This is a genomic window from Pseudomonas sp. NFACC45 (genome assembly GCF_900113505.1).
Classification (GTDB): domain Bacteria; phylum Pseudomonadota; class Gammaproteobacteria; order Pseudomonadales; family Pseudomonadaceae; genus Aquipseudomonas; species Aquipseudomonas tehranensis.
Window position 1 is genome coordinate 270,946 of the sequence record NZ_FOPO01000002.1, and the last position, 25,027, is coordinate 295,972.

Sequence of the window (25,027 nt, forward strand, 5' to 3'; positions counted from 1 at the left end):
GGATCAACCCTTTAACGCACCGGTAGTGAGACCGGAAACGATTCGGCGCTGGAAGATCAGCACCAGAATCACCAGTGGGACGGTGACCAGCACCGAAGCGGCCATCAACAGCCCCCAAGGCAACTCATGGGAGCTGCCGCCGGAAATCAGGGCGATGGCCACCGGCACCGTGCGCTGCGTGTCGGTGAGGGTGAAGGTCAGGGCGAACAGGAACTCGTTCCACGCAGCAATGAACGCCAGCAGGCCGGTGGTGACCAGCGCCGGCCAGAGCAGCGGCAACAACACGCGGGTCAGGGTGACCCAGGGCGAAGCACCGTCCATGATCGCCGCCTCTTCCAGCTCATGGGGCAGTTGGCCCATGAATGTGGTCAGCACCCAGACGGTGAACGGCAGGGTGAAGATCGTGTAGCTCAGGATCAGCGCCCAGGACGTGTTGTACAGGCCCAGGGCGCGGATCACCTCGAACAGCCCCGACAACACCGCGACCTGGGGAAACATCGACACGCCAAGGACCATCATCAGCACCGTGCCCCGTCCACGAAACTTCACCCGGCCCAGGGCATAGGCGGCGGTCAGGCTGAGGAACAGCGCCAGTGCGACCACACCCAGGGCAACCACCAGCGAGTTGCCGATCGCCCGCAAGAACGAGGCCTGCTGGAGCACGGCGGCATAGTTGGAGAAGTCGGGGTTGTCGACCCAGTAGCTCACCTGGAACAAGGCGCTGGACGGCTTCAGCGAAGTCACAATGGCGTAGTAGAAAGGGAAGACCGCATACAGCAGCAAAATCCCGATCAGGCACCAGAACCCGACGCGCAACAGCGCTTTTTTCAGTAGGTGCGGGCTCATGAGCGAACCTCCATTTGACGGCGTCCGAGGTACAGATAAATCATGGCGATGACTGCGACGACCAGAAACAGCAAGGTCGAGGCAGCGCTGCCGTAGCCCACATCCTGGAACTCCATCAGGTGCTGGCGGGCGTAGACCGACATGCTCATGGTGCTCGACGAGTTGGAGGTCAGCACATAGATGACGTCAAACACCCGCAACGAATCGAGGATGCGGAAGATCGCCGCCACCAGCAGCGCAGGCATCAGCAGCGGCAGGGTGACTCGCCAGAACACCTTCAGCGGGTGAATGCCATCGACGCGGGCGGCTTCGTAGCAATCGCCCGGCAACATCTGCAAGGCCGCCAGCATCAGCAGCGTGACGAACGGGACGGTCTTCCAGACGTCGACGATGATCACTGCCCACATCGACAGGTCGGCGTCTGCCGTCCAGGCCAGGGGCGCGTCAATCAGGCCGGCGCCCAGCATCAGATGATTGATGATGCCGAACTGGTCGTTGAGCATCCATGACCAGATCTTCGCCGAGACAATGGTGGGTATCGCCCAGGGAATCAGAATCAGTGCCCGCACCAAGGCGCGCCCGGTGAACTTGACGTTCAGCAGCAGCGCCACCAACAGCCCCAGCACCATTTCCAACCCCACTGAAACCACAGTGAAATGCAGGGTGTTGCGCACCGCGTTCCACCATTGTGGATCGACTAGAACGCCCGACCAGCCGGTGCTGCTGTGCAACAGATAATTACTCAGGCCGATAAAGCTTGCGTCACCGGTGTCGGCCAGGCTGGCGTCGGTCAGACTGAACCAGAATGTACGCAGCAGCGGCCAGGCCGCCACCAAGGCCAGACACAGCAGCATCGGAGTCAGGAACAGCCACGCGGCGCGAACCCGGCGGCGTTGTACCGGGGTTTCCCGGGCGGGCAGCAGCTCGTCACCGGTGGCCAGGGTAGTGGAGACAGACATGGTGATTTCCTTCCTTGTGGCTTACCAGTTCCGGCGCTTGATGCGTGTCAGTTCGCTTTCCAGCTCAGCCAGCGCCTGATCGACCGGCACTTCGCCGGCCAGCACGCCATGCACTTGATCGAAGAACGCATTGGAGACCCGTGGATAGCGATCGGCGGTAATCGAGGCAGGGCGCATGACCCCATCCTTGAGAATGCTGCGCAGTTGACTGTAGTAAGGCATCGCCGCGAGTAACTCGGGGTCTTGATACAGCGACTCGATCACCGGGTTATAGGCACCGACCAGGGCACGATGTTTCTGCTGCTGAGCACTGCTCAGGTAGCTCACCAGTTCTGCGGCCAGCTTGGGGTTGGCGCTGTAGCGCGACACCGCCAGGCCCCAGCCACCGAGGGTGGAGGCGTGGGTGCCCGTCTCGCCACCGCGGGGCAGGGGAGCCACGCCGACCTTGTCTTTTACGACGCTATCCGGGCTTTGCACCAGGGCCCAGACATACGGCCAGTTACGCATGAACAGCGCATTGCCCGACTGGAACACGCCACGTCCTTCTTCCTCGGTGTAGTTGAGTACGCCGCGTGGGGAAATGTCTCCTACCCAGCTCTTGGCCAGCGTCAGCGCGGTTCTTGCCGCCGGGCTGTTGACCACGATGTCGCCTTGCGGATTGACCAGCCCACCTTGCGGCTGGCTGCTGATCCACTCCAGTGCATTACACGTCAGGCCTTCATAGGCGCGGCCCTGGAAGACGTACCCCCAGGCATTGGCGTTCCCGGCATTGCGCTCAGCCTGTTGGACTTCCCGGGCGGTTGCAGTCATTTGCTCCCAGGTCTGCGGCACCTGCTTGTGGTACTTCTCGAGCAAGTCCTTGCGGTAATACAGCAGGCCCGAATCGGTGAACCAAGGCATCGTCACCAGCCGGCCGTTCACCGTGGCGTTGTCCACCTGGGCCTGGAAGTAGCCCTCGGTCGCGTTGGCAGGGAGCACCTCGCGCAGGTCCATCAGATGTTTGGCCAGCATTCCCGGCCACACCATATCGATTTGAATGATGTCGATGTCGCTGGACCGGGCACTCAGGATTTGTTGATAGAACGACAACCTTTCGGTGGCCGAGTTAGGCGTCGAAACCACTTCGACACTGTTGCCGGTCTGCTTCGACCAGGCGTCGACAGCCTCCTTGCACAGCTGCAATTCAGCACCCACCGCACCGCAGGAGATTGTCAGGTTGGCGGCGGTCGAGAGGGATGGAAGCCCGACACAAAGGCCGAGCAGCGCAGCAGGAAGGAGCGATTTGAGCTGTTTCATAAAGCCCTCTTTATTTTTGTTTTTAGAAAAGTTAACGTTAACATCGCCAAATGTAGCAGCGTATTTGCGATGAGGCATCCTTTTTTTCATGGTTTTTGACAATTCAAAGGCCGAGAAAAAAAGACCATTGCGGGAACACAAAAATAAAAACAAAACAGGGAAATCCACATGCAGAAAGCATCAAGCTGGCTTCTCGCAGGCGTGCTCGGCACCTCGGCAGCCACCGCTCACGCAGCGACGCTGGAAGAACGCATGGCCGCGTTCGAGGCTCGTGCCAGTGCCGCGGAAAAACGTGCAGCGGCCGCCGAACAGCAAACCCAGGCCCTGGCCAGGGAACTGCAACAACTCAAACGCGCCGCTCCCGCCCTCCAATCAATGGCATCCCCTGCAAGTGTCGCCACGTCGACTCTGGACACGCGGCTGGCAAAACTCGAAGCCCATCAACAGAGCCTGGAAAAAAAGGACAGCGGTGCACACCTCACCGACGGGTTCAGTTTCAAGGGCTACGCCCGCTCCGGGTTGTTGGTCAATGACGGGCTGGGTGGCGGTCGTGGCGGTCCTTATACCACCCCAGCAGGTTCTGTCGGCGGCGCCGTCGGGCGACTCGGTAACGAGGACGACACCTACATGCGTATCGACCTGTCGAAAGAGCAGTACGCGCAGAACGGCACCCGCTCGAAATTCACGGTGTCCATCGCCGATGGCGTAGAAAGCTCCAATGACTGGACCGCCGACGAAAGTAACCTGAACGTGCGCCAGGTGTTTACCGAACTGGACCATATCGCGGCGTTCAAGGGGAACTCGGTGTTCGAGAATTCCACCCTTTGGGCAGGCAAGCGGTTTGACCGGGACAATTTCGATATCCACTGGCTGGACTCGGACGTCGTCTACCTGGCGGGCACCGGCGGTGGCATCTACGACGTGCAGATGAATAAGAACTGGCGCTCGAATTACTCGCTGATCGGTCGAAACTATGGGGAGTTCAGTGACGGCGGTGTCAACGCTGATGTGGAAAGCTACGTCCTGACCTCCAACCAGTTTTTCGATAATGGGCAGTGGCAATGGATGTTCAACGCCATTGGCGCCAAGGAAAACGACATCGGTACTCGTAGCAATGAAGCGGGCCTGACGCCTGCGGACTCCGGCTTGCACAGTATGGTGGCCAATCACCAGAAGACCTTTTTCGGCAGGGAAGGCTTCTTCAAAACGGCGTTGCTCTATGGGCAAGGCCTGGGGGCAGAGGTCAAGAACATTGGCTCGGACGGCGAACTGATCGACGACGCCCGCGCTTTGCGTCTGGCGCTCTACGGTGAGACACCCATCGCTCCCGGCTGGCGCATCGGTCCGAGTTTACTGGCCGAGCAGAGCAAGGACCGCTACGTCAAAGGGGATGACTACCGCTGGATGACACTCAACGTGCGCCTGGCCAATGAAATCAACAGCAATTTCGAAATGGCCTACGAGATGAGCTGGCAAACCATGGACCTCGATCCCAAGGGCTACCTGCAACGCAACGCAGTCGACGGTAACTTCTGGAAGTTCACGATCGCCCCGACCTTCAAGCCTGATTTTGGGGACCTTCTCACACGCCCCGAACTGCGTGTGTTTGCCAGTGTCATGGACTGGTCCTCGGATCTGGACAGGTACAGCGCCGCCGATTCGTTCGGCAAGTCTGACTTCAATTCAGGCGGCGTGTGGCAATACGGGATACAGATGGAAACCTGGTTCTAAAGGGCTGGGGGTATCTTCAAAGAGAATCACACCGTCAGATTTACCTCCGCGGCCTCGTCAAATTTCGACCGGGCCGCTTCAACCTCAGGCAGTTTGTCGAGCGTCCATTTATGCAGTTCGCGAAATGGCTGTTGCAGCGTTTGACCCAGTGGGGTGATCTCATACTGGACCGCCACGGGCGAGAACGAAATCACCTTGCGTGAGACAAGGCCATTTCTTTCCAGCCGCCGCAGGCACTGTGTCAGTGCTTTCTGAGTGACGCCCTCCAGGCGGCGCTTGATGGCATTAAAGCGGTGCGGGCCATCATCCAGCACCGCCAGCACCATCATTGACCACTTATCGGCGATCTGGTCGAACAGCGCCCGGCTTGGGCACTCCGACGAGAAACATTGCGGCTTTAATTCCAGCATCGAAGTTTCCTCATATATACCTAGGCGACTCTAGGTGCCTAATTGACATTTGGTTTACAAAATATACTTATATGGCTTCCAAAAGCAAACGGAGCCCATCCAATGTCAAACCCTGATACCAGCATACTATTTCGTCCTTTTTCGATCCGCTCGCTTGAACTGAAAAACCGGATTGTCATGGCGCCGATGACGAGGCAATTTTCGCCGCAGGGCATCCCCGGTGAAGGGAGCGCTGCCTACTACCGGCGGCGGGCTGAGGGTCGGGTCGGATTGATTTTGTCAGAAGGCACCGTCATCGACCGTCCCGCTTCACGTAACGGTTCCGGCATTCCTTTTTTCCACGGTGAAGCAGCGCTAGCTGGATGGAAGAACGTCATCGATTCTGTTCACACTGCTGGGGGCCGTATGGGGCCGCAACTCTGGCACACCGGTGCAGTGCGTGACGTCAGCGGTTGGGAACCTGATGCACCGGTTGAAAGCCCATCTGGCCTCGATTCGCCAAACGACCCGCGCGGCGTGGCAATGAGCGAAGAGGACATTGCAGACACAGTTGCTGCTTTTGCCAGGGCAGCGGCGGATGCCAAACGGCTGGGTTTCGACACAGTCGAGATCCATGGGGCTCATGGATATTTGGTGGATCAGTTCTTCTGGGCGGGTACCAATCAGCGCACCGATCGTTATGGCGGACCGACGATCAAAGAGCGCTCGCGCTTTGCCGCTGAGATTGTGTCTGCCGTTCGTCATGCGGTGGGCCCTGAGTTCCCTATTATCATGCGCGTTAGCCAGTGGAAGCAGCAGGACTTTGGGGTGCGCCTCGCCGAGACCCCTGCATTGATGGAAGAGTGGTTGCTACCGTTGGTTGAGGCGGGTGTTGATGTGCTGCATTGCTCGCAGCGACGCTTCTGGGACGCTGAGTTTCCCGAAGTCGATGGTGAGAACGGGCTGAACTGCGCGGGCTGGGCAAAGAAAGTCACTGGCGCCACGACTATTAGCGTCGGTTCGGTCGGGCTGGACAATGATGTTACTCACGCCTTCGCTGGCAAGGGATCAACCCCCGCGAGCCTGGAGCGGCTCGTCGAGCGCATGGAGCGCGAAGAGTTTGATCTGATCGCTGTAGGGCGTGTTCTGCTGAGTGACAAGGAGTGGGTCGCCAAAGTGGAAAAAGGCGATTACGCAGATCTGAAGGGCTTCAATCCGGCATCTTTAGCCGAATTGGTTTGAGTCTTGGAGAGTGTCATGCCACACAGGTGATCCCGTAACCGGTGGACCTTGAGAGGTAAATTTGGCCAGCCGGCGCAGGTTCTGCATGCCTTGCCGGCTGGGCAGCGGTATTCCTCGATCTCTTCATTCCAGTGGAAATCGTTGCTCGAAAAACTGTCGTTCTTGCGCTCGGTTTTGTCCCACACCGGCGCGTGAGGTTCGATGTCTTTTTCCTCCACCAGACGCCAAGGATTGGTGCTAAGTAGCGATCGCCTGCTCGTCGTCGGCCCGGAGCTTGTCCAATACTGAGCGCTCCGGACGCGGTGCACCGAGATGCAGGTAACGTAGTTCATCCATAAAGGCACTCCAAAGCGAAGGGCCGCCCTTTTCCAGCACCTCCGCGCGCAAAGACGCTTCCTTGCTCGGATGCGTATGCCGAACACCCCATGCAGCCAAATGCGCGAGCAGAGGTACAAGCTGTATCGCCGCTTCCGTGAGGCTGTAAATTACTTTCTGCTGGTGATTCGGATCCGGGCATCGTGTCAGCAGGCCAGAAGCGGTCAAGTGTTTCAGCCTACTCGCGAGGATGTTCGTGGCGATGCCTTCCTGGTTTTTCTCCAGCAGGACGCCATAAGTGCGTCTGTTCTCGAACATAACATCGCGGATAACGATCAGGCTCCAGCGGTCGCCGATCTGCTCAAGCGTCAGGTTGATCGGGCAGCCCGATCGTCTTGTTTGTTGCACAGTTACTCTCCTTGAATACCCACTTGCATTGTGCAAGCTGTTCAAATACTATTCAACCACTTGCACATTGCAAGCGCCATGGTGGCTCAGCCGGATCGGCGAAAAAATCGAACATCCGGGGCTTTCATCACGGGTAACACCGGCAATTCGATGCTGCGTATGGCCGGAAAGGCGGTAACAGCGACATGGCACGATGAGCTGGCGTTTTGCTAAAGATCATTACAGCTGTACGTACCTACATACCCACCACACACAATGGTTAAGAACACTATGAAATTCTCCACCATCACTTCGCGTACCCTGCTCGCGGTATCGTTAGCCTTCGCGGGTGCCTTCGCTGCCGTAGCTCCGGCCCAAGCCGCAGCGCCGATGCAGCACAAGCAGGTGCCGGGCTTCTATCGCACGATGATTGGCGACTATGAAGTCACTGCGCTCTATGACGGTGGCGGTAGCATCGACTCCAGTCTCCTACACGGTGATCCCGCGCTCATTCAGTCCCTCTTGGCGCGCTCCTTCCAAAACGATCCCAAGCAGGTTTCGGCAACCGTCCAAGGCTTCCTTGTCAACACTGGCTCCAAACTCGTTCTCATCGATACCGGTTCAGGCGGTCACTGGGGCCCTCCCACGCTGGGCAAGCTCGTACAGAACTTGAAGGCCTCCGGCTACAAGCCGGAGCAGATTGACCTGGTTCTACTGACTCACCTTCACGCTGACCATGCCGGCGGTATCTACCAAAACGGGAAACGCGTCTTTCCGAACGCGACCGTGATGATGACGAAGGCCGACGCCGACTTCTGGTTGTCGAAGGAAATCATGGCCAAGGCCCCGGAAGAAGCAAAGATCTTCTTCAAAGTCGCACAGGATGGCGCCGCGCCTTACATCGCCGCAGGCAAATGGAAGCCGTACGAAGGCATGGCCGAAATCGTCCCCGGTATCGCACCGTATGCCATTCCCGGCCACACGCCCGGTCACACTGGCTACATGATTTCCTCAAAGGGTCAGTCGCTGCTCATCTGGGGCGACGTAGCTCATGTTGGCGCCGTCCAGATGCCGCATCCGGAAATCAGCATTGTCTTCGACTCAGACAGCGCGACGGCCATCAGAACGCGTGAAGCCCTTTTGGTAAAGCTCGCTGCGGACAAAACGATGATTGCCGCAGCCCACATGCCGTTCCCTGGCCTGGGCCGTCTTCGCAAAGCCGACAACGGCGAGGGCTATGACTGGGTGCCGGCGACTTTCCTCAACCTGGAGTGAGCTGATCATGACTTACGATTCATCTTCCGTCCGGGAGCTTCGGGATGCGATGTTCGCCTTCGACTTTGCGCATCCTGTACGCACCATTGAGACGCTCCGCGTCGGCATGGAGGCCATTTCACAAGCGAACCCGCCGGCGGCCGACCTAACCGTCGAGGCGATCAAGCTCGATGGCGTGGCCGCGGTGGCGATTACAGCTCCTGGCGCATCTAAGGACCGAGTCATCTACCATTTCCATGGTGGTGGCTGGGTGGCTGGCTCTCCTGCCTCGCATTTGGGCATGCTTGGGGAGCTGTCTCGAGCGGCAAAGTCCCAGGTCATCGTTCTGGACCACTCCAAGGCACCCGAGCACCCATTTCCAGCGTCCTACGACGAGTCCATCCGCGGCTACGAAGCCGTGCGTGCGCTTGGCAAGCCGTTTGCCGTGACAGGTGATTCCAGTGGCGGTGGCATGGCTCTCAACGTTCTGGCCTATGCAGCCTCGAAGGGCCACAAGGACGCACGAGCAGCGCTACTCATTAGCCCATGGGCAGACTTAACGCTGACGCTGCCCTCGTTAACGCAACTGGCTCACCGCGACCCAATGGTCAACGCGAGCGCGATGCGGGAGATGGTAGAGGCTTACGCCGGCAACCACGATTTGAAGGATCCGCGCATCTCACCCATGTTCGCCGACATGCACGGTTTTCCTCCGCTGCTCATACATGTCGGAAGCGACGAAGTACTTCTCGACGACGCGCTTGAAATTGACCGAAAGGTGCGCGCGGCCGACGGCGAGTCGCACCTTGAGGTCTGGCCGGAGATGCTCCACGTCTGGCACATTCAGACAGCTTCTTTGCCTCAGGCCCACGACGCTCTCCAGAGAGCCGGCGAGTTTCTCATCGGGCACCTCGCTGACTAGCACGCGCACGCACACTGCAAAACCGCAGACACTAGATAGGAGATGGTAATGACTACTGACGCCACCCCACCGGGGACAGCGTGGATGCAAATCGTCAAGAAGAAAGGAACGAGCGACTTCGCGACGTCGTTCACTGCTGACGCCAGCCTTCAGACCTCAGCCCTCAGCAAGACCGTGATCGGCCCGACATCCATCGGGGCATTCTTTGCCGCGACAAGTACGATGTACGAAGATTTCGTGTTCACTGCGGAGACGGTTGACGGTGCGAAGACTTACCTGGAGTGGGATGCCATCCACGGGGGTAAGCCGATCGCCGGCACCACCATCATCACTCGGAATGAGTCTGGCCTCGTCCGCAATATCAAGCTCTTTCAAAGCCCGTTCCCCGTCGTTCGTGAGTTCTCGGCGGGCCTGAAAGAGCGACTCGAAGAAACACTCGGTCAAGACTTCTTTAGCTAAGCCGGGCCAATTCGTCGCCGTGTATTAGCTGAGCAACACCACTGAGGAACCACTCATGCCAATTTTCCACGCCCACATTCCAGCTCAAAAGTTCTCTAGCGAAGAGAAACGCGCGCACCGAGCCGGAGGCACTGCAGGTGGCAGTCCTTGCGCGCGTCCCCAAAGAGGTAAGCTATGACCGATTGGCATTCCTGCGAACCGGCACAGGGACATTCCCTGCGGCACGATCCGCTCAACGCCATCGTTGCTCCGCGCCCGATCGAATGGATCAGTACTGTTTCCAACGACGGCGTACGTAACCTTGCTCCCTACAGCTTTTTTAACCTATTCAACTACAAGCCGCCGATCATCGGCTTTTGCTCGCTTGGCGCGAAGGACTCGCTCGCCAATGCGCGTGCGACCGGCGAGTTTGTATGGAATCTGGCGACGCGAGAACTCGCCGAGGCGATGAACGCCTGCTTGGAAGCGGCGGTGCCCGGTCATCCACCGTTTAAGTGTGCGACGGTTTGAATCAAAGACTCTCAGGATCGCCAAAAAACATTTTGACTGGGCTCTAGCATGGTGGTTTCAGATTAAAAATATTTGGTCTTGCCCCCAGTGTTGCCCCCAATCGCCGTCGGTACACGAGTAGCCATCCTTCCGGAATCGCCGCGTGTGCGCCGTCCCTCAAAAGGGGTTAGGGCTCGAAGCAGGGGAAGGTATATAGAGTATCCAGGCGAGTGCAAAACGGCGGAGGTCAGGCGTCACGTCCGACCATCTTCGGACAAACGGCCTATTCTTGGACTTTTGGCCTCTATACGGTGTAGCTCAACGAGGAAAAATACGCGCGGGCGGTGGTCCGCGCGGCCGAGGGGCTGCCGCTGATAGCAGGCACGCGGTGTCCTGTGAAAACAGAGAAAGGTACGTCAGGTTAAGGACTTGGGTCCGATGAGCTATTGTCAGAACTACGTGGCTGGATCTGAAATGCTCTTGCCTGTGCGGCCCAGGAGAATAGATCGTTGTATGTAAGGAACGTTTGCTCCTCGATGCCATCCGTGTAGCTGTAGCCAAACAGTTTAAGCCCGATCTTGTCGTCTTCTATCGCATCACTCGGCTGCATAAGCAGCCACTTCAGATAACGTGAAAAATTTTCGGCGGTGAGCCCTATGCTTTTGATGTTTTTTCTGAGGTAGCCTTCTGCTTCGTGGTGCTGACCTTCTGATGAGAGATCCTTCACGGCATCGCAGGAGGTGAGAACCTCTCTGCAACAAACCAGAGATCGGTAGACTCCCATTTCGCATCGCAGGTTTGATAAACGTTGTTTGACGCCCCAGGCCACGAAGTGGGCCTGATCGTGCAAGGCTTTGAAGCTTGTGTTTTTTCTCAGTCGAGCACAAAGGGTACAGGCCGACTGCTTCACGGATTCGCTTTTCAACGTGTGTTTTGCAGATTTGAACTCGATGAGAAAGAAGTGCTCCCCTACGGCGAAAAACTCATCTGCATTCAGTTTCCTGTCGGCTGCATTGACCGGCGCATTCATGTCAACCTGCCCCATCGATCGACAAGCCGAGCGCAGGTTCTTCCTGAATCGCTCGATTACGCTGTCTTCAACGCCTTCCATTCATAGCTCCAGATCAAGGTAAAGTGCAAATCTTACGTTCTCAACCGCTTGGCAACAGCATTTTCATCAACTATTGCAATAGAGATCGTTTTTTCGTTGATTCTTTTTCGTCTGTAACAGAATTTCCTAACGCCGTATTCTCCGCTCTTCACTTCAAGCACGAGCAGCCCTTTTTCCGGATGGACGATCAAAAAATCGATCTCTCCGGTCGGCCTTGCTTGAGGGGCAACCTTGTTCACAGCGAAGCAGAGCCAAGGAAGGCTATGGATGACAACGTACTCGTCCGGTAGCTCCGTCTTGAAGATGGTGTAGATATCTCGTTCGCCCTTGCTGTTAGTGTCGCAAGGTCTGTGGTCAGGAATCATCCTTGCCATCAATGCCGCGCCTTCTACTGATTTTACTCAATACCCCGCAGGTGGGCCTGAGGCGCGTGAGGTCCTCGGGCAGTCCGGGATTGGATAGGGTAATTAGGGTTGTTCGCGAACCCGCATCCAGTCGAAAAAATCTTCGGATGCAAAACCGACGCTGCAGTTGGCGTCGAACCGCTCGTTGATCTTGATGAGAGTCATCCGCTGAGCTTCTTGTGGTGAGGTTGGGAAGAAAGCTCCACCAGGTTCGCTATGCATGAAAAAATCGCCGAGCTTGGCTCCGCAGTTTTCGCAGTGATTCATCAGGTAACGGCTGCCTACCGTTTTGCTGTAGGCCGGCTTGAACTTGTTGGTGAAGTGATGGATCTGCTTCGTGACCAAGGGAGAGAGACTGGCGACGTTGGAGACCGTTCCGCGACACCCAGGGCAATTCCATTCGCCGAGGTTGCTTGTGAGCGCGAAATCTTCGTCCTCATCCTCGTAGTAATCGAACTCTTCGTGTTGCTCGGGCAGCTTGAACGAAAACACGCGGGTCAAATTGGAGCAGCCCCAGCAGTCGGACACTGACTCTATGACGTAGTAATACGGTGCTCTGACACTAAATTCAGGTCCGTGCTCTAGGTCTGCGTGCTCTGTTACGGGCAGCCATTGAGCCAAGGGACCGATGTCGACCCCCTCGGGGATGTACCAAGTCTTGAGGCCCGGGTCCCACCTGGCACCGAGTGATTTCGCTTCACCTTTTTCTGAGAAGGGGACTTTCAGATCAATCCTTGCCATTTCTGTATCCGTACGTATTGCTCATCAGTAAGCGCAGCTTTAACCTGAAGCGACTTATGGAATCTTGATCCCCAACGCATTCAGCGATGGTGTATCCATCCGGCCATTCACGGTCAGCCCACTGTCCATCTGAAAGGCCATCAACGCACCACGTGTTGCTTTGCCCATCACCCCATCAATGGAGCCTTGATAATACTGGCGCACCATCAGCGCGGTCTGCACACGGGTGACCAGGTTGCTTTTCTGCTCATTGGTCGCGCGGCTCTTAGAAGTGCTCGAACTTGTCCCGCTGCTAGTGCCAGACGACTGATAAAGGCTGTTGCTGCTTGGGGTGCTGCTCGAAGCACTCGGCGCGCTGTAGCTTCGGGTACTGGTAGCGGGTGGGCTGTAGTAGCGAGGTGCGCTATAGCCACCCGAGCCGCTGTAGTGAGAACTGTGCGAACTGTGGGACCGGTGTGAACTGTGCGAGCGATGCGCTGCATAGATGTTGACGGTGTTTGGCGCATTGAGCGTATCGGCAAATACCGGGGGCTGTAGTTTGTCGTTGGGTTGCCAGTTCGCATCGGCGAGCGACAGATGGCCCGCCTGTGCCAGGGTGGTACCTGCCATTGGCAGCAAGCTGATCCCACTGATCAGGACTTTCCAGCGGTCGAGCAATTTCACTGTGCACTCCTTGCATAGGCGCTAAAGGCCTCGGGCGATAGTAGTTGTACGCCGCGGCTCTGCCAGCGGTCGGTGTGGGATTTGAAGAAGCCAGAGCAATGTTTGACGGCAGCACATTGTTGGCAGGTATCGATGAACAGATTCTTCCAGTCCGAGATGCTCTGGCGGGCGAAACGCGAGAGGTGGGCCGGGATCAGGCACAGGGGTAAGTTGTAGATCGAAACCGGCACTCCGCGGTTGAACAGGAAATACACGGCCTGGCTTAACGACTCCTGATAGTCCAGCGGGTCAATCCACAGTTCTTCGTAGTTTTTCCTGGCCAGGCCGGTGCTTTCGATACCCATCAGCGCAACATGCCGCACGAAGGGCAGGTTCCTGAACACGTAGTGGGCGAGCTCGGGCAAGCGTGGCGTGGTCAGGCGATTGAGTACCACGCGTATCTCGATGATCTGGTTGGCGCGCGCCAGGTTGTAAAGACCTTGCAGGGTTTCGCTGAACGCGCCTGGAGCCTGCACCACATGGTCATGGTCTTCGGCATTGTCGGCATACAGGGGGATGCCCCAGCTCAACTGAGGGTGGCTGATGGCAGAGAGCGCTGCGATCCAGCTCGGGTCTTGGAACAGACGCCCGTTGCTGAGTACATGAATGGATTTCTGTGGCAAAACGGCTTTGCACTTGGCCAGGATTTCAAGCAGGCCGTCGCGATAAAGCGTTGGTTCTCCGCCGCTGATTCCCAGATTTTCCTCGCCCGAGTCCATCAGGTCGATCAGCCGTAGGTTCTCCTCGATGTGCCAACGGTCATCGATATCTTTGGGCGGCTGCGAGCACATCAGGCAGAGGCTGTTGCAACGATCGGTCATGAACAGCAGGTTGCTGTCTGAGCCTCGTCGATAGAGCACTCGCACCAACGCGCTGCCTGGAGTGATGGCAATGACATCGCCGGGCTGCACGACATCCGCATCTTTGGGGGTGTGCAGGTATGGCCGCGCGCTGTCGAAGTCGCCGATCACTGGCTCCGGGATCAGGAATCCTCCCACTGGTAATGAGAGCAGATGCGGGTTCCGTAGCCGTTCTTCGTTTGGCAGCCAAAGCAGCAGGTCACCGAACTCAGCGCTTCCGGCACATACTGCCAGGCCTTGTTCGATGAACTCATCCAGAGTGATGACCTTGAGCAGTTTCGGCTCATTCAGGTGATGGATTTCGAAGCGGGTATCTTTGCGCAGCATCGCATCAGCCCCTGTAACCCGGAAATCGAACATCGTTGTAAGAGCGCCTGCTCAACCAAGACAGCAGCACTCTTTGCACGTTGTCGTCGCCATCGCAAAGCAGGCCGAAGAGATGCTTCAGCAACCCCATATTTTTTCCGCAGAAGCTGCTGAACACTCGGTGTCCTATCGGGTCAGCTTGGCGGGCATAGTGTTCGATGGGGTCAGCACCACAGTACGGGACAAGTGCGCAGTCGGAGCAGCCCGGCAGCGCCTCTGCTACACCACTGGCGAGCAACGCATCCATAACGGGCGATGTGAGTAATTCAGACAAGGGTTGCTGTACGGTGCCGAGCCTCAAGCCGTCTTCACCCATCTCCAGCAACATTCGGGCTTCGTCCGAAGGATAGACGTAACCGTCATAGTTGTAGACAAGCGCCGCAGTGCCTGCGCCAGCGGGGGAGCGCAGGTCTACATAGCCGGAGGAGAAGGGTGTCAGGATATTCTTCAGCAACAGGCTCGTATAACTCTCTGAGAGGTAGACGCCCTGTTGGTTGATATGCAGCAAATAGGTCAGTGCCTTCTTGTAGAAGGCCAGGTATCGCTCAATAGGGTAATCAAGTCGATGGGCAATCTTGGTGGCAAACCCATAAGGGCTCAGAGGCCGAAGCGAGATGCTGGAAAAGCCCTGGCTTACATACTCATCGATGATCGCTTCAGGTTGTTCGAGGCTTCTTGAAGTCAGCGTGGTCAGCGCGGAAACTGCATCATGACCAAGGCGTTCGCGGACCCACTGGATGCCTTTTACAGTGCGTTCGTAGGAGTCTCGTGACGGGGTAGGGCGGTTGGCATTGTGCAAGGGCGCGGGCCCATCGAGCGAGGTCGAAAACTGGATGCGATTTTGTTCTGCGAAGTCGAGTATTTCCTCCGTCAGGTGGTGCAGCGTGGTGGTGATGACGATCTGGATATCCCGTTGTTCGACCACGTTTCGTTCAATGATCCATTCGACAATCTGGCGGACGCGCTCGAAGGCCAGAAGCGGCTCGCCACCCTGAAACTCCACAGTCAGGGCGGGAGCGTTCGATTCGAACAGGCGATCGACCGCCGCCTGTGCATCCGCTTCCGACAGGTCGTGGCCGGATCCTCCCAGAGGGGCACGGGACACCTGGCAGTACTGGCAGGTGTGGTTGCAACGCAATGTCACTACGAACAAGTGCAGTGCTGGGCCCTGGAAGAGGAAGTCCTTGCGGCTGCGATACTGCGCGGCCATTTCCGGGAACGGGTCGTGGCGGCCTGGTTCGTAGATGAAGTGGCGGGCCAGCAGGTCCTTGTAAAAAGGCGTACCTGTTTGAACGTCGAAGTAACTGAGGGCCCGTAATTGTGCGTCGTTCACGTGCATGTACTCACCGGTATCGGAAGTGAGCAGGATGTCACGGTCACGTCCCGTGTTCATGCGCATGAATCGAAAGGGCAGCAAGTGGTAGTGCTTGGCGTCTGTCGCAATCAGTGTCACTGCGAAACCCCACATCCAGCGAGCGCGGCTTGGGCTAGGACTTCACGCAACCCTACTGTTTCGCGGTTGATATGGTCGCGTAGGGCGAAGTCGTTCAGATGTTGAAGGATCAGCGAGTGAGCCTGCTCCGGGGAAAGTACTAGCCTTGCTTCAGCGGCGTGGGCGGTGAGACTTATCTGATTGGCTTCAATACCGACCTGGATCGCGACAGTGTCGGCCAGGGAATAAGCGGCGCGTTGCACCACGCTGAGCGGGTAGGCAGCGCTGTCGAGCTTCAGCGTGACTGGCCATGTCATCGGAACCGCTCCTTCAAATCCGTTGGGAACGTGTGGATATTGCGGGTTTTCGAGGCATTGTGCCATCATAATTTTTCACATTTGCTCCTGCCAGGCTCTCGGTGTTGTTGTACATGATCGCCTACCGCCGTTGTCTTGCCCCCCCCGGGCGACACGGTTTGTCGCCCGACACTGGAAGATGGGGTCAAACGCCACCGAGACCCTCATCATGAAAAACCTGTTCGCTTTCATTGGACTGTGCGTAGTGCTTAAAAAGAGCTACGAGCTCTATACCGAATACACCGAGCTCAAGCGAGAGCAACGCCAGCGGGCAGACTCCTGACGTGCCTGCCGTAATGGACTGGAGGATGATTTCGGGGTGGAACCATCGCGCAGTTATGGCAGAATGCCATGCTGCTGAATTGGATCCACTGCAATGCCCGACCGCTGTAGCGGTCGCTGAGAGTACAAGGAAGTCTTGATGTCCCAGGCTAAAGACACACTGCTCAGGCTGTTTGCCTTGTTGCGCCTTATCCCTACCGAACCGCAGCGTATCGCCACCACGACCTTGCTGGAAAAGCTGCGTGACAAGGGCTTTTCGGTGACGCTGCGCTCGATCCAGCGCGATCTTAACCGGCTGTCCATCCCATTCTCGCTGCAGTGCAACGACAGCGAGGTGCCGTTCCGCTGGAGCTTCACCAAGAACGCGCCGTTGGAGCTGCAGGACATGGACGCCTCGACGGCGCTTGCCCTGTACCTGTCGGAAAGCTACCTGAACACCTTGCTACCGCAGACCGTGCTGGACCAGCTCGGCCCGCAGTTCCTCCGGGCCCGCAACTTCCTCGGTAACCTTGGCCACAACGGCCTGGCCGACTGGTCGCGGCGGGTGCGTGCGGTGCCTAATGGCAAGACTCTGATCCCGGCCGCCATCGCTCCGAGAACCTGGACCCAGGTGTCCCAGGCCTTGCTCGAGCGTCGACCGCTCGACGTGGCCTACCGCAGCCGCAGCAAGTGCGAACTCAAGCTGTTTCGCCTGCACCCAGCGGGCTTGGTTTCGCGGCACTCCATCAGTTACCTGCTGGCCTCGGTAGATGGTTACGATGACGTGCGCCAGTTCGCCCTGCACCGCATGCAGCAGGTCGCGGTGGTCGACGCCCCGTCGCCGTTGCATGGCCAGTTCGATGTCGACGACTACATCGCCACCGGAATCTTCAGCCACCGCCAGGCCGAGACTCAAGTGGAACTGATCGCCGATGTCAGCGCGCAGATCGCCGTGCTGCTCGAAGAAACCCCACTCAGTGCGCAACAGTCCCTGGAGGTCATTCCCGGACAGGCGTGGAAGCGCCTGCGCGCCTGGGTGCCCCAGGATCGCGACACCCTGTGGTGGATCTTTGGCCTCAACGACAACATTCGTGTCCACGCGCCACAGGCCTGGGTCGACGAGATCGTCCAGCGCCTGCACAGCATGCACACGCTTTACCGGATGCCTGGCCTCGACGGCCGGCAACCTCTTTCAGCGGACACCGCTATCCAGGAACACAGCCTGAGGAATACCCATGGATAAAGAACGCCAACGCGCGCTTGAACAGTCCGTCAGCCTGTGCCCGATCTGGACCGTGCAAGCCGCGGACAAGGCCGGGCGCATGCTTGCGGAAATCGGCCAGGCCAACGGCATCCTCGCCAAGGTCTCGTCCACCGCCCAAAACGCCGCGATCAAGGGCGGCTTCGCGGCGGAGACTTGGCACGCCGAGTCATTCAATCTCGACGCGATCCTGAAGGACAAGGACGTGCGCGCCTTCACCGACAACTTCTCCAACACGCCGCTGGGCCGCAACGACATGACCCACGACATTGTGGTCATGCGCGGTGACGACCAGTTGGTGGGCGCGCAGCTTAAGTACTTCAAGAATGCCGAAGCGACGCAGAAGGCGTTTCGTTCCACTAAGGACGGCGTGCACGCCTACGAACATAGCGACCTATTCCTCGGCCCCTCGGACCAGATCGAAGGTGTGCGTCTCTCGGCTGAGCGCGACGTCCTGAGGAACCAGCAGACCCGGCCGGAGGTGTCCCGGGCCGCGGAAAAGGTCCGGGACAACACCAGCGGGCAACTGAACGTCGATGGCGTGCAATCCACTTCCTTGAGCAAGCGCGAGGCCGAGCACCTGGGCACCGCGAGCAAAACCGGCCAGGAGCTACACGACAACCTGCAAACTGGCTACCTGAACAAGGCGACGGTGCAGCAAAGCCTGCGCGCCGCTGGCTCGGCGGCGGTCATCACCACGGTGATCGCCGGCAGCATTAACACCTTCCAGTACATCAAGCAGTTCAAGGACGGCCAGATCACGGCAGAACAAGCCACCCTTCGCATCCTTGAGAACACGGTTATAGCCGCTGGCGACAGTGCCCTCAAGGCCGGCGTAGCCAACGCCAGCGTGAGTATCGCCGCGCGTTCGATGCCCGGCCTGTTCACGGGCACTCTGTTCCAGCGCAGCCTGGCCAACGGCGGCGTCGCCGGTGCGGCTGTGTGTGCGGTCGACCTGGTGCAGTGCCTGGTGCTGTTCTCGGCCGGCAAGATGAGTGCGCAGGAAATGGAAACCCGCACCGGCAAGAACCTGTTCCATACCGGCGCAGGCGTGGTCGGCGCGTCGGTCGGTGCCACTGTGGGGGCCATCGGCGGCCCGCCCGGGGCGCTGGTGGGTAGTCTGATTGGCGGCCTGATCACCACCCTCGCGATGAACATCGCCCTGGATAACCACATCGAGAAAGAGTTCCAGCTCACTCTCGCCAGCACCGAGCAGGTGGTGGGCAGCGCTATGGGCATGCATCAAACGCTAGAGTTCCTGCAGGTTTCCCAGCAGTTCTATGCCGACTTTCACAAGGGCCTGTACCTGTCCGAGCGCCACTTCGCCGGGCAGGCCCGGACCCTGGCAGGGCAAAGCAAACGACTGAAACACCAGATTGAAAACCTTTAAGGCCAATGAAATGACCGATACCACTGTTGAGGTACCGCAAGAGATCTTCGAACAGCCTCTCGAAGACGCAGACGCTCGAGCGATCGAAGCCCTGGTGAACCAGCACAAGGGCAATGCCGCCCTGACCCAGCAGTTGGCCCTCGACGCCTCGCGGGTCCTGGCGTCCAGCCAGGAACGCTTGGCCAGGCAGACCGGGGCGGGTTTTTTCAAGCGCCTGGGCAACAAGGTCAGCGGCAAGACTAGCCAGGACCAGTTGCACAACCAGGTCGACATGCTGCAGATGCAGAAATTCGCCTGGCACTACCTCAAGCAATTGCAGCAGCAAAACCTGATCAATGCCCAGAGCATCGCGGTGATCCGCAACAACCTGGGGACGATGAACGAATACATCATCGAGACCCGGGATTTCCTCTCGCAGGCGGTCGACAAGATCAACAGTCGCCTGGTGCAGGTCGAGAACCACGCCAGTTTCACCAACTGGTCGCTGCACATCGAAGCCAACAAGCGTCGCTTCAAGTCGATCCCGCGCAACCTGCTTGTGCTGCACCTCACCTATGACTTCATACGCAGCCACCACAATGTGGTGCTGACCTCGCGGGACGTCAACCATCTGGTCGTCACCCTCGACAAGCTGGGGATCGACTGCGACGAAGATGTCCGCCTGCTGGACTTCATTATGGAGCTGATCGAGGGAATCGAGCTTGCCGGCATCGATCGCTTCCGCGAAATGATAGCGCTGGGCTTCGACGAGCATGTGGTGGATTCGCACTTTATCCAGAAGAACATCTCGGGCATCGGTTTCAATGCGCTGTATTTCTTGTCCGATCAGTACGAGCGCATCGTCAGCCTCATTGATGACGAAGAGATCTGCCGCAGCGACGAAGACCGCGAGAAAATCATCTCGAAGTTGTTCGGTGAGGAGTTCTCCGGGCTGTCGACCACCTATGGCATCCGTGATCTGATCGGCGAGGTGATCGGCGGCAGCGCATTGGCCATCGACATCTACAAGGACGTCAATGGGCTCAACGTAATCGAGGAGGACGAGGAGCAGGAGCAGGAGCACCAAGAGGGCGAGCCGCTGTCGCTGACCTCGGAGTTGCCGGAGATCAAGGTGCACAGCTTCTTCGACACTACACCCGACGAAGAACCCCGGCGCATCTACCTGCGCCTGTTCGCCCTGGCCATCGAGGGTTCCGCAGCGCTGAACAAAGCAGGCGTGGAGTTCCTCGAACACCTGGCGGAAAAGGCCGGTTGTCCGGACATCGTCGGGCAGATCGGCCAGATCGCCGACAGTCCGCGCAAGCTGCAGGACTACCTGCCAATCATGCAGACGCTGCTCAACGAGAATGACCGCACCTACACCTGGCTGCTGGATGCCTTTTTCCTGCTGACCCTGTGCGGCCGGAAAATCGAGAACCCGTACATGGCGCGGATTCTCGCGACCCTCAAGCCGGCGCAGTTTCGCGACAACTTCCCACACCTGCAGACGCTGCTCCGGGAGACCGAGGAAAAGCCGTTGCTTGATGCCGCCGCGAAACTGGCCGCACAGACCCGTGGCTGGAAAAACATCGTTCGTTACCGCGTCCTGAGCTTCGAGCAGACCTACGAGGATATCGGCAAGAAGCTGCACACCGCCAGTTGGGCCGCGACGACCCTGAGCTTCGACCTGATTGCGGTCAGCAGCAAGGCATCGGACCATTCGTTCTACATGGAATCGTTCGACGATGGCTTCTTGGCCAAGGTCAGTTCGGCGGTCACAGCGTCCGCCTGCTCGGTAGGCCGCGGCCTGGCGCTGTCGAGCCTCAACACCATGCGCAAGAAGGCCAGCGAGCTGATTTCAGAACACAGCGGAGCCCTGAATTCGGCCAACGGCATGATTCGACGCATGACTCTGCCGCCGATCAACTTCGACAGCGAACTGAGCTACAGCGACTTCGACCTGGACAACTCGGCCTCGAACGACGACTGGCATGAACAGTTCTGCCGTTACGAAAGGCAGGTCGACAGTACCCTGAGCGCCTTCTCTGAAGCGTGTTCCGCTGCGGATCGCCAGATCGACCTGTTCAAGGCTGGTGAATTCGACAGGTCTGTTGTGGAGATCGAGGCGCAGGAGCGTGCCGCCCGCGAACTGGCCCGGCAGCAGGAGCGACTGGAGAAGTCGGCCGTCGTGGTCGAGATCGAGGGGCGCGCGCACCGCTTCAGCATCGAATGGCAAAACCTCGACAATCCACCCTGTGATCCGGAAAACATCCGCCAGATCAAGACCAACGGTAAGATCTGGCTGCTGGTCGACGACGATGGCGTGTTCCATCGCAGCGAAGACGGTCTGCACTGGCAGGTCGTGCGGCCGGATCCGCAGGAAGAGAAGCTACACGGCAAAACGCTGTCCGTCGTCGACGGGGTGTGGATCCTTATCGCGGCTTACGGCGACAGTTTCCACTTCTCCCATGATGGCTTGACCTGGCAGCGCAGCCAGGCGCCGGAGTTGCCCGACAGCTATGGCTATTCGGCGACCGAGGACGTCGTGCACTTCAGCGGCCAATGGCTCTGGCGCTTCACCGAGCGAGCCGAATACTCGTATGTCGAGAAGGGCATCATCTTCGACTCCACTAGGACGTCCACCTACTACAAGCCGCTGATCTACTGTGCCGAGCGCCTCGATGGCCCCTGGACCCGCTGGGATGGTACGCCGAACCTGCCCGAGGGGGTGGAGGCGAAGAGCATGCGCTCGCTACCGGGCTTGCCGTGCCTCCTGCTGTTCTGCAGCTACAGCTACTCGTACGTCCGGGACAGGAAGAAGAACGACGCCAAGTCGTTCGTCAATTACTACCTGCCTGGCAAGAGTGGGCGCACCTGCACCTGGGACAGCGACAAGGACGACTTCGACAATCCGCTGATCACCCGCATGAGCGGCAAGTTGATGTGCGTCTGCTGGGACCAGTATCTAACTTCGGACAAGGGTTACGACTGGAAACTCCAGGCGCAGGAATTGCGCGTCGACAGCGTCTTCCACCTGGAGCGCCTGAGCCTGTTCACCAGAGCCAACGACGCACAGCGCATCTACCTGAGCGAGGACGGCGAAGCATTTAAGGAGTTCATGCTCGAAGAGGGGCGCTGGCGGTATCTGGCGGCGAAGGACCATGCCATGTTGAGCGTCTACGAACTCAACGCCCATGAAACCTTCCTGCGCATCGGGCGCATCGTTTGCGAGCCGATGGGGTGATGGGAGGGGGGCGTCGATGCCTTGCCTCTGGAAGTGAATGGAACTCCATGGTTTGTGGAAAGGCAGAAATGATCAGCTAAGCAGCCTGCCCGACAACGCCTAGAGACTCTCAGGATCCCCAAAAAACATCTGAATCCGCGAACGCAACCAGCGCTCGCCCGGGTCGTTGTCCTGGGAGCCGCGCCAGGCCATGTGCAGCTCGAAGCTGCGCACCGGGATCGGCGGGTCTTCGGCGCGAACGCCGCCGGCGGCGGTCAGTGCGTCGGCGGTGTAGTCGGGCACGATGGCGATGATGTCAGTGCCCGCCAGCAGCGTGCTCAGGCCATTGAACTGCGGCACGGCCAAGACCACGTGACGCTTGCGGTCCAGTTTCTCCAGTTCTTCATCGATGAAACCGCTCAGGTCCCCGGCGAAGGACACCAGCGCATGGGGTCGGGCGCAGAATTCGTCCAGATTCAGTCGTCCTGGGGCCGTGTCGGCCCGCAGCACTTTGGGCATGCTGCGCCGCAAGACTTTACGCTTGGCGTTGGCCGGCAGATCCTCGGTGTAGCTGACGCCGATGGAGATTTCACCGGACGCCAGCAAGCCTGGCATCAGAATGTAGTTGACCCGGCGCACGACCAGGACAATGCCCGGGGCTTCGGCCCGCAGGCGCTTGAGCAGCATCGGCAACAGCGCGAACTCGGCGTCGTCCGACAGGCCGATGCGGAACACCGAGGTGCTGGTGGCCGGGTCGAACTCCGCCGCGCGGCTGACCGCCGTGGAGATCGAATCAAGGGCTGGGGAGAGCAGGGCGAAGATTTCGACCGCCCGGGCCGACGGTTCCATGCTACGACCGGTGCGCACGAACAGCGGGTCATCAAACAGGTTGCGCAGGCGTGACAGCGCGGCACTGATGGCCGGCTGGCCGAGGAACAGCTTCTCGGCGGCTCGGGTCACACTGCGTTCATGCATCAATGTTTCGAACACGATCAACAGGTTCAGGTCGACACGACGCAGGTCATTACGATTCATCTGGGGTCCTGGCAGATTCAGCAAGCTTGACGTGAGCGGCCATATGAGAACAATGACCGGCATGAATCTTACGGGGAAAGGCTGGTACTCTGCACCGGCTAATTTGAATATTCCTACAGGACGGATCCGATTTCTTGCTGCGGAATCAATGACAGGCATGTCGACTATTAATAGCCACTGATGGTCTTGGGTACAAAGCCCGGATAGAGTTCATGGCATTAGAGGTTACTTTGACGAGGTTTGCGATGTCCCGCACGATCCGTTTTCACAAGTTTGGTGGTGCCGAGGTGCTCAAATGCGAAGAGCATGCGGCGGCTCTTCCTGCGCCAGGAGAAGTGCAGGTCCGTGTCGAAGCGATCGGCATCAGCTGGTATGACACCCTGTGGCGCCAGAATCTGGCGTCGTCCCAGGCGCGCCTGCCTTCGGGCCTTGGTCATGAAATGGCCGGGGTGGTGACGGCTGTTGGAGACGGTGTCGACGACTTGGCTGTAGGCGACAAAGTCGCCAGTTTCCCTGCCGAGAGCCCTAACGATTACCCGGTGTACGGTGAGATCATCGTGCTGCCGCGTACCGCGCTGACCCGTTATCCCGACGTGCTCACCCCGATCGAAGCCGCTGTGCACTACACGCCACTGCTGATCGCCTATTTCGCCTACGTGGACTTGGCACGGGTCAAACCGGGGCAGTTTGCCCTGGTCACTGATGCCAGTCATTGTGCCGGCCCATCCTTCGTACAACTGGGCAAGGCCTTGGGTGTACGGGTGATCGCGGCCACCAAGACCGCTGATGAGCGTGAGTACCTGCTGTCGCTCGGCGCCGAAAAAGTCATCGTCACCGAAGAGCAGGACTTGCTGATGCAAATCAACAAGCTCACTGATAACCGTGGCGTCGACGTGGTGTTCGATGGCCTCGGCGGGCCGCAAATGTCGCTGCTCGGTGATGTGCTGGCGCCGCGGGGCAGCCTGGTGCTGTATGGCTTGCAAGGCGGCAACCAGACGCCGTTTCCGGCCTGTGCGGCGTTCCAGAAGAACATTCAGTTCTTTGTGCACTGCATCGGCAATTTTACCGGCAAACCGGAACTGGGCATCATCCAGGACCAGGTGGCATTGCAGCGGGCGCTGCGTGATATCAATCAACTGACCGCCGATCGCGTGCTGTTGCCGCTCAAGACCCGGGTGTTTCCGTTCTCCGAGTTTGTCGAAGCCCACCGTTACATGGGCGAATGCCCTTGCCGTGAACGCGTCGCCCTTCAGGTAGTCGATCCCGCCTGATTCCTCCCCCGCGCAAGAGTCAGCATGGAGACTCTTGCGCTGCCTTCGGCCTGAACCTGCTTTTCTTCCTCTCTTCTGCCATTGCCGCTCCGTCCGGCAATGACGCCCTTGTGCGCGGCAACCACGCCCTTGCCTGGGCGGTCCAGTTCGCTCAACACCCGAAAAGTGTTTATTTCCCAGGGAACTGAACTGGTTTTTGCCCTCAATCTGTATCTTCTAATCGTTATTTAAGTCCTGATAATTGAACGCTGATTTCCATCTCAAGGAAGAAGTCGTGGCGCAGTACAAGTTTTTAGAAAATCGTCATCCTTCGGGCAAAGGTGCATCAAGCGTTAATTGTTTTAAC

22 protein-coding genes and 2 pseudogenes are annotated in these 25,027 nt (G+C 58.4%); 10 read left to right on the forward strand and 14 right to left on the reverse strand.

The window, feature by feature from the left end:
• Nucleotides 1-3: 3 nt before the first annotated feature.
• From BM132_RS04095 to BM132_RS04105, 3 genes are read right to left on the reverse strand one after another with little or no spacing between them, the layout of a single operon-like run.
• Nucleotides 4-846, reverse strand: coding sequence for a carbohydrate ABC transporter permease (locus tag BM132_RS04095; protein WP_092453454.1), 843 nt, complete (start codon nucleotides 844-846; stop codon nucleotides 4-6).
• Nucleotides 843-1,805, reverse strand: a complete 963-nt coding sequence (locus tag BM132_RS04100; protein ID WP_092453456.1) for a carbohydrate ABC transporter permease — start codon at nucleotides 1,803-1,805, stop codon at nucleotides 843-845. Before BM132_RS04100 ends, BM132_RS04095 begins: the two co-directional genes overlap by 4 nt.
• 21 nt (nucleotides 1,806-1,826) lie before the next feature.
• Nucleotides 1,827-3,101, reverse strand: a complete 1,275-nt coding sequence (locus tag BM132_RS04105; RefSeq protein ID WP_092453458.1) for an ABC transporter substrate-binding protein — start codon at nucleotides 3,099-3,101, stop codon at nucleotides 1,827-1,829.
• A gap of 168 nt (nucleotides 3,102-3,269) precedes the next feature.
• On the opposite strand from BM132_RS04105, the gene BM132_RS04110 reads away from it, so the two are divergent.
• The gene (locus BM132_RS04110) at nucleotides 3,270-4,832 is read left to right on the forward strand and encodes a carbohydrate porin (protein ID WP_092453460.1); all 1,563 of its coding nucleotides are present in this window, start codon (nucleotides 3,270-3,272) and stop codon (nucleotides 4,830-4,832) included.
• A gap of 26 nt (nucleotides 4,833-4,858) precedes the next feature.
• On the opposite strand, the gene BM132_RS04115 is transcribed toward BM132_RS04110, so the two are convergent.
• A complete protein-coding gene (locus tag BM132_RS04115) occupies nucleotides 4,859-5,242 on the reverse strand; it encodes a winged helix-turn-helix transcriptional regulator (protein ID WP_092453462.1) in 384 nt (127 codons plus the stop codon).
• Between the two features lie 102 nt (nucleotides 5,243-5,344).
• Between BM132_RS04115 and BM132_RS04120 the strand changes: the two genes are divergently transcribed.
• A complete protein-coding gene (locus BM132_RS04120) occupies nucleotides 5,345-6,463 on the forward strand; it encodes an NADH:flavin oxidoreductase (protein WP_092453464.1) in 1,119 nt (372 codons plus the stop codon).
• Nucleotides 6,464-6,540: 77 nt separating this feature from the next.
• Here BM132_RS04120 and BM132_RS28635 read toward each other — a convergent pair.
• Both BM132_RS28635 and BM132_RS04130 read right to left on the reverse strand, forming a co-directional pair.
• Nucleotides 6,541-6,684 (reverse strand): annotated as a pseudogene (locus BM132_RS28635) (IS5/IS1182 family transposase); the annotation flags it as partial.
• 16 nt (nucleotides 6,685-6,700) lie between these two features.
• The gene (locus BM132_RS04130) at nucleotides 6,701-7,186 is read right to left on the reverse strand and encodes a winged helix-turn-helix transcriptional regulator (protein ID WP_092398169.1); all 486 of its coding nucleotides are present in this window, start codon (nucleotides 7,184-7,186) and stop codon (nucleotides 6,701-6,703) included.
• A 270-nt stretch (nucleotides 7,187-7,456) separates the two neighbouring features.
• On the opposite strand from BM132_RS04130, the gene BM132_RS04135 reads away from it, so the two are divergent.
• The 4 genes and pseudogenes from BM132_RS04135 to BM132_RS04150 all read left to right on the forward strand — a co-directional run.
• Nucleotides 7,457-8,440, forward strand: coding sequence for an MBL fold metallo-hydrolase (locus BM132_RS04135; protein ID WP_092453468.1), 984 nt, complete (start codon nucleotides 7,457-7,459; stop codon nucleotides 8,438-8,440).
• 7 nt (nucleotides 8,441-8,447) lie between these two features.
• Nucleotides 8,448-9,341: an alpha/beta hydrolase gene (locus BM132_RS04140; protein WP_092398173.1), complete on the forward strand. Its 894-nt coding sequence runs from the start codon at nucleotides 8,448-8,450 to the stop codon at nucleotides 9,339-9,341.
• A 48-nt stretch (nucleotides 9,342-9,389) separates the two neighbouring features.
• A complete protein-coding gene (locus BM132_RS04145) occupies nucleotides 9,390-9,800 on the forward strand; it encodes a hypothetical protein (protein WP_092398175.1) in 411 nt (136 codons plus the stop codon).
• A gap of 174 nt (nucleotides 9,801-9,974) precedes the next feature.
• Nucleotides 9,975-10,307, forward strand: a pseudogene (locus tag BM132_RS04150) (flavin reductase family protein); the annotation flags it as partial.
• 403 nt (nucleotides 10,308-10,710) lie between these two features.
• On the opposite strand, the gene BM132_RS04155 reads toward BM132_RS04150, so the two are convergent.
• The 7 genes from BM132_RS04155 to hxsD form a co-directional block, all read right to left on the reverse strand.
• Nucleotides 10,711-11,400, reverse strand: a complete 690-nt coding sequence (locus BM132_RS04155) for a hypothetical protein (RefSeq protein ID WP_092453470.1) — start codon at nucleotides 11,398-11,400, stop codon at nucleotides 10,711-10,713.
• A 32-nt stretch (nucleotides 11,401-11,432) separates the two neighbouring features.
• Nucleotides 11,433-11,774 carry a nuclease-related domain-containing protein gene (locus BM132_RS04160; RefSeq protein WP_256244121.1) on the reverse strand — a complete coding sequence of 114 codons (342 nt, stop codon included), beginning with the start codon at nucleotides 11,772-11,774 and terminating at the stop codon, nucleotides 11,433-11,435.
• Between the two features lie 93 nt (nucleotides 11,775-11,867).
• Nucleotides 11,868-12,545: a DUF5710 domain-containing protein gene (locus BM132_RS04165; RefSeq protein WP_092453472.1), complete on the reverse strand. Its 678-nt coding sequence runs from the start codon at nucleotides 12,543-12,545 to the stop codon at nucleotides 11,868-11,870.
• A 54-nt stretch (nucleotides 12,546-12,599) separates the two neighbouring features.
• Nucleotides 12,600-13,208: a His-Xaa-Ser repeat protein HxsA gene (hxsA, locus tag BM132_RS04170; protein WP_092453474.1), complete on the reverse strand. Its 609-nt coding sequence runs from the start codon at nucleotides 13,206-13,208 to the stop codon at nucleotides 12,600-12,602.
• Entirely contained in the window at nucleotides 13,205-14,434 is a 1,230-nt protein-coding gene (gene hxsC, locus BM132_RS04175) for a His-Xaa-Ser system radical SAM maturase HxsC (protein ID WP_177218138.1), read from the reverse strand. Before hxsC ends, hxsA begins: the two co-directional genes overlap by 4 nt.
• Before the next feature lie 4 nt (nucleotides 14,435-14,438).
• Nucleotides 14,439-15,926, reverse strand: a complete 1,488-nt coding sequence (hxsB, locus tag BM132_RS04180; RefSeq protein ID WP_092453477.1) for a His-Xaa-Ser system radical SAM maturase HxsB — start codon at nucleotides 15,924-15,926, stop codon at nucleotides 14,439-14,441.
• Entirely contained in the window at nucleotides 15,923-16,222 is a 300-nt protein-coding gene (gene hxsD, locus BM132_RS04185) for a His-Xaa-Ser system protein HxsD (RefSeq protein ID WP_092453478.1), read from the reverse strand. Before hxsD ends, hxsB begins: the two co-directional genes overlap by 4 nt.
• A gap of 460 nt (nucleotides 16,223-16,682) precedes the next feature.
• Here hxsD and BM132_RS04190 point away from each other — a divergent pair, with 460 nt between their 5' ends.
• From BM132_RS04190 to BM132_RS04200, 3 genes are read left to right on the forward strand one after another with little or no spacing between them, the layout of a single operon-like run.
• The gene (locus tag BM132_RS04190) at nucleotides 16,683-17,765 is read left to right on the forward strand and encodes a helix-turn-helix transcriptional regulator (RefSeq protein ID WP_092453479.1); all 1,083 of its coding nucleotides are present in this window, start codon (nucleotides 16,683-16,685) and stop codon (nucleotides 17,763-17,765) included.
• Nucleotides 17,758-19,173 (forward strand): hypothetical protein, encoded by a 1,416-nt coding sequence (locus tag BM132_RS04195; protein ID WP_092453481.1) that lies wholly within the window; start codon nucleotides 17,758-17,760, stop codon nucleotides 19,171-19,173. The genes BM132_RS04190 and BM132_RS04195 overlap by 8 nt, the downstream gene beginning before the upstream one ends.
• A gap of 10 nt (nucleotides 19,174-19,183) precedes the next feature.
• Nucleotides 19,184-22,396: a beta propeller repeat protein gene (locus BM132_RS04200; RefSeq protein ID WP_092453483.1), complete on the forward strand. Its 3,213-nt coding sequence runs from the start codon at nucleotides 19,184-19,186 to the stop codon at nucleotides 22,394-22,396.
• A gap of 99 nt (nucleotides 22,397-22,495) precedes the next feature.
• Here the strand turns inward: BM132_RS04200 and BM132_RS04205 are convergent, their stop codons facing one another.
• The gene (locus BM132_RS04205; protein ID WP_047226434.1) at nucleotides 22,496-23,410 is read right to left on the reverse strand and encodes a LysR family transcriptional regulator; all 915 of its coding nucleotides are present in this window, start codon (nucleotides 23,408-23,410) and stop codon (nucleotides 22,496-22,498) included.
• A gap of 245 nt (nucleotides 23,411-23,655) precedes the next feature.
• Here BM132_RS04205 and BM132_RS04210 point away from each other — a divergent pair, with 245 nt between their 5' ends.
• Nucleotides 23,656-24,681: a zinc-dependent alcohol dehydrogenase family protein gene (locus BM132_RS04210; RefSeq protein WP_047226435.1), complete on the forward strand. Its 1,026-nt coding sequence runs from the start codon at nucleotides 23,656-23,658 to the stop codon at nucleotides 24,679-24,681.
• Nucleotides 24,682-25,027: the final 346 nt, after the last annotated feature.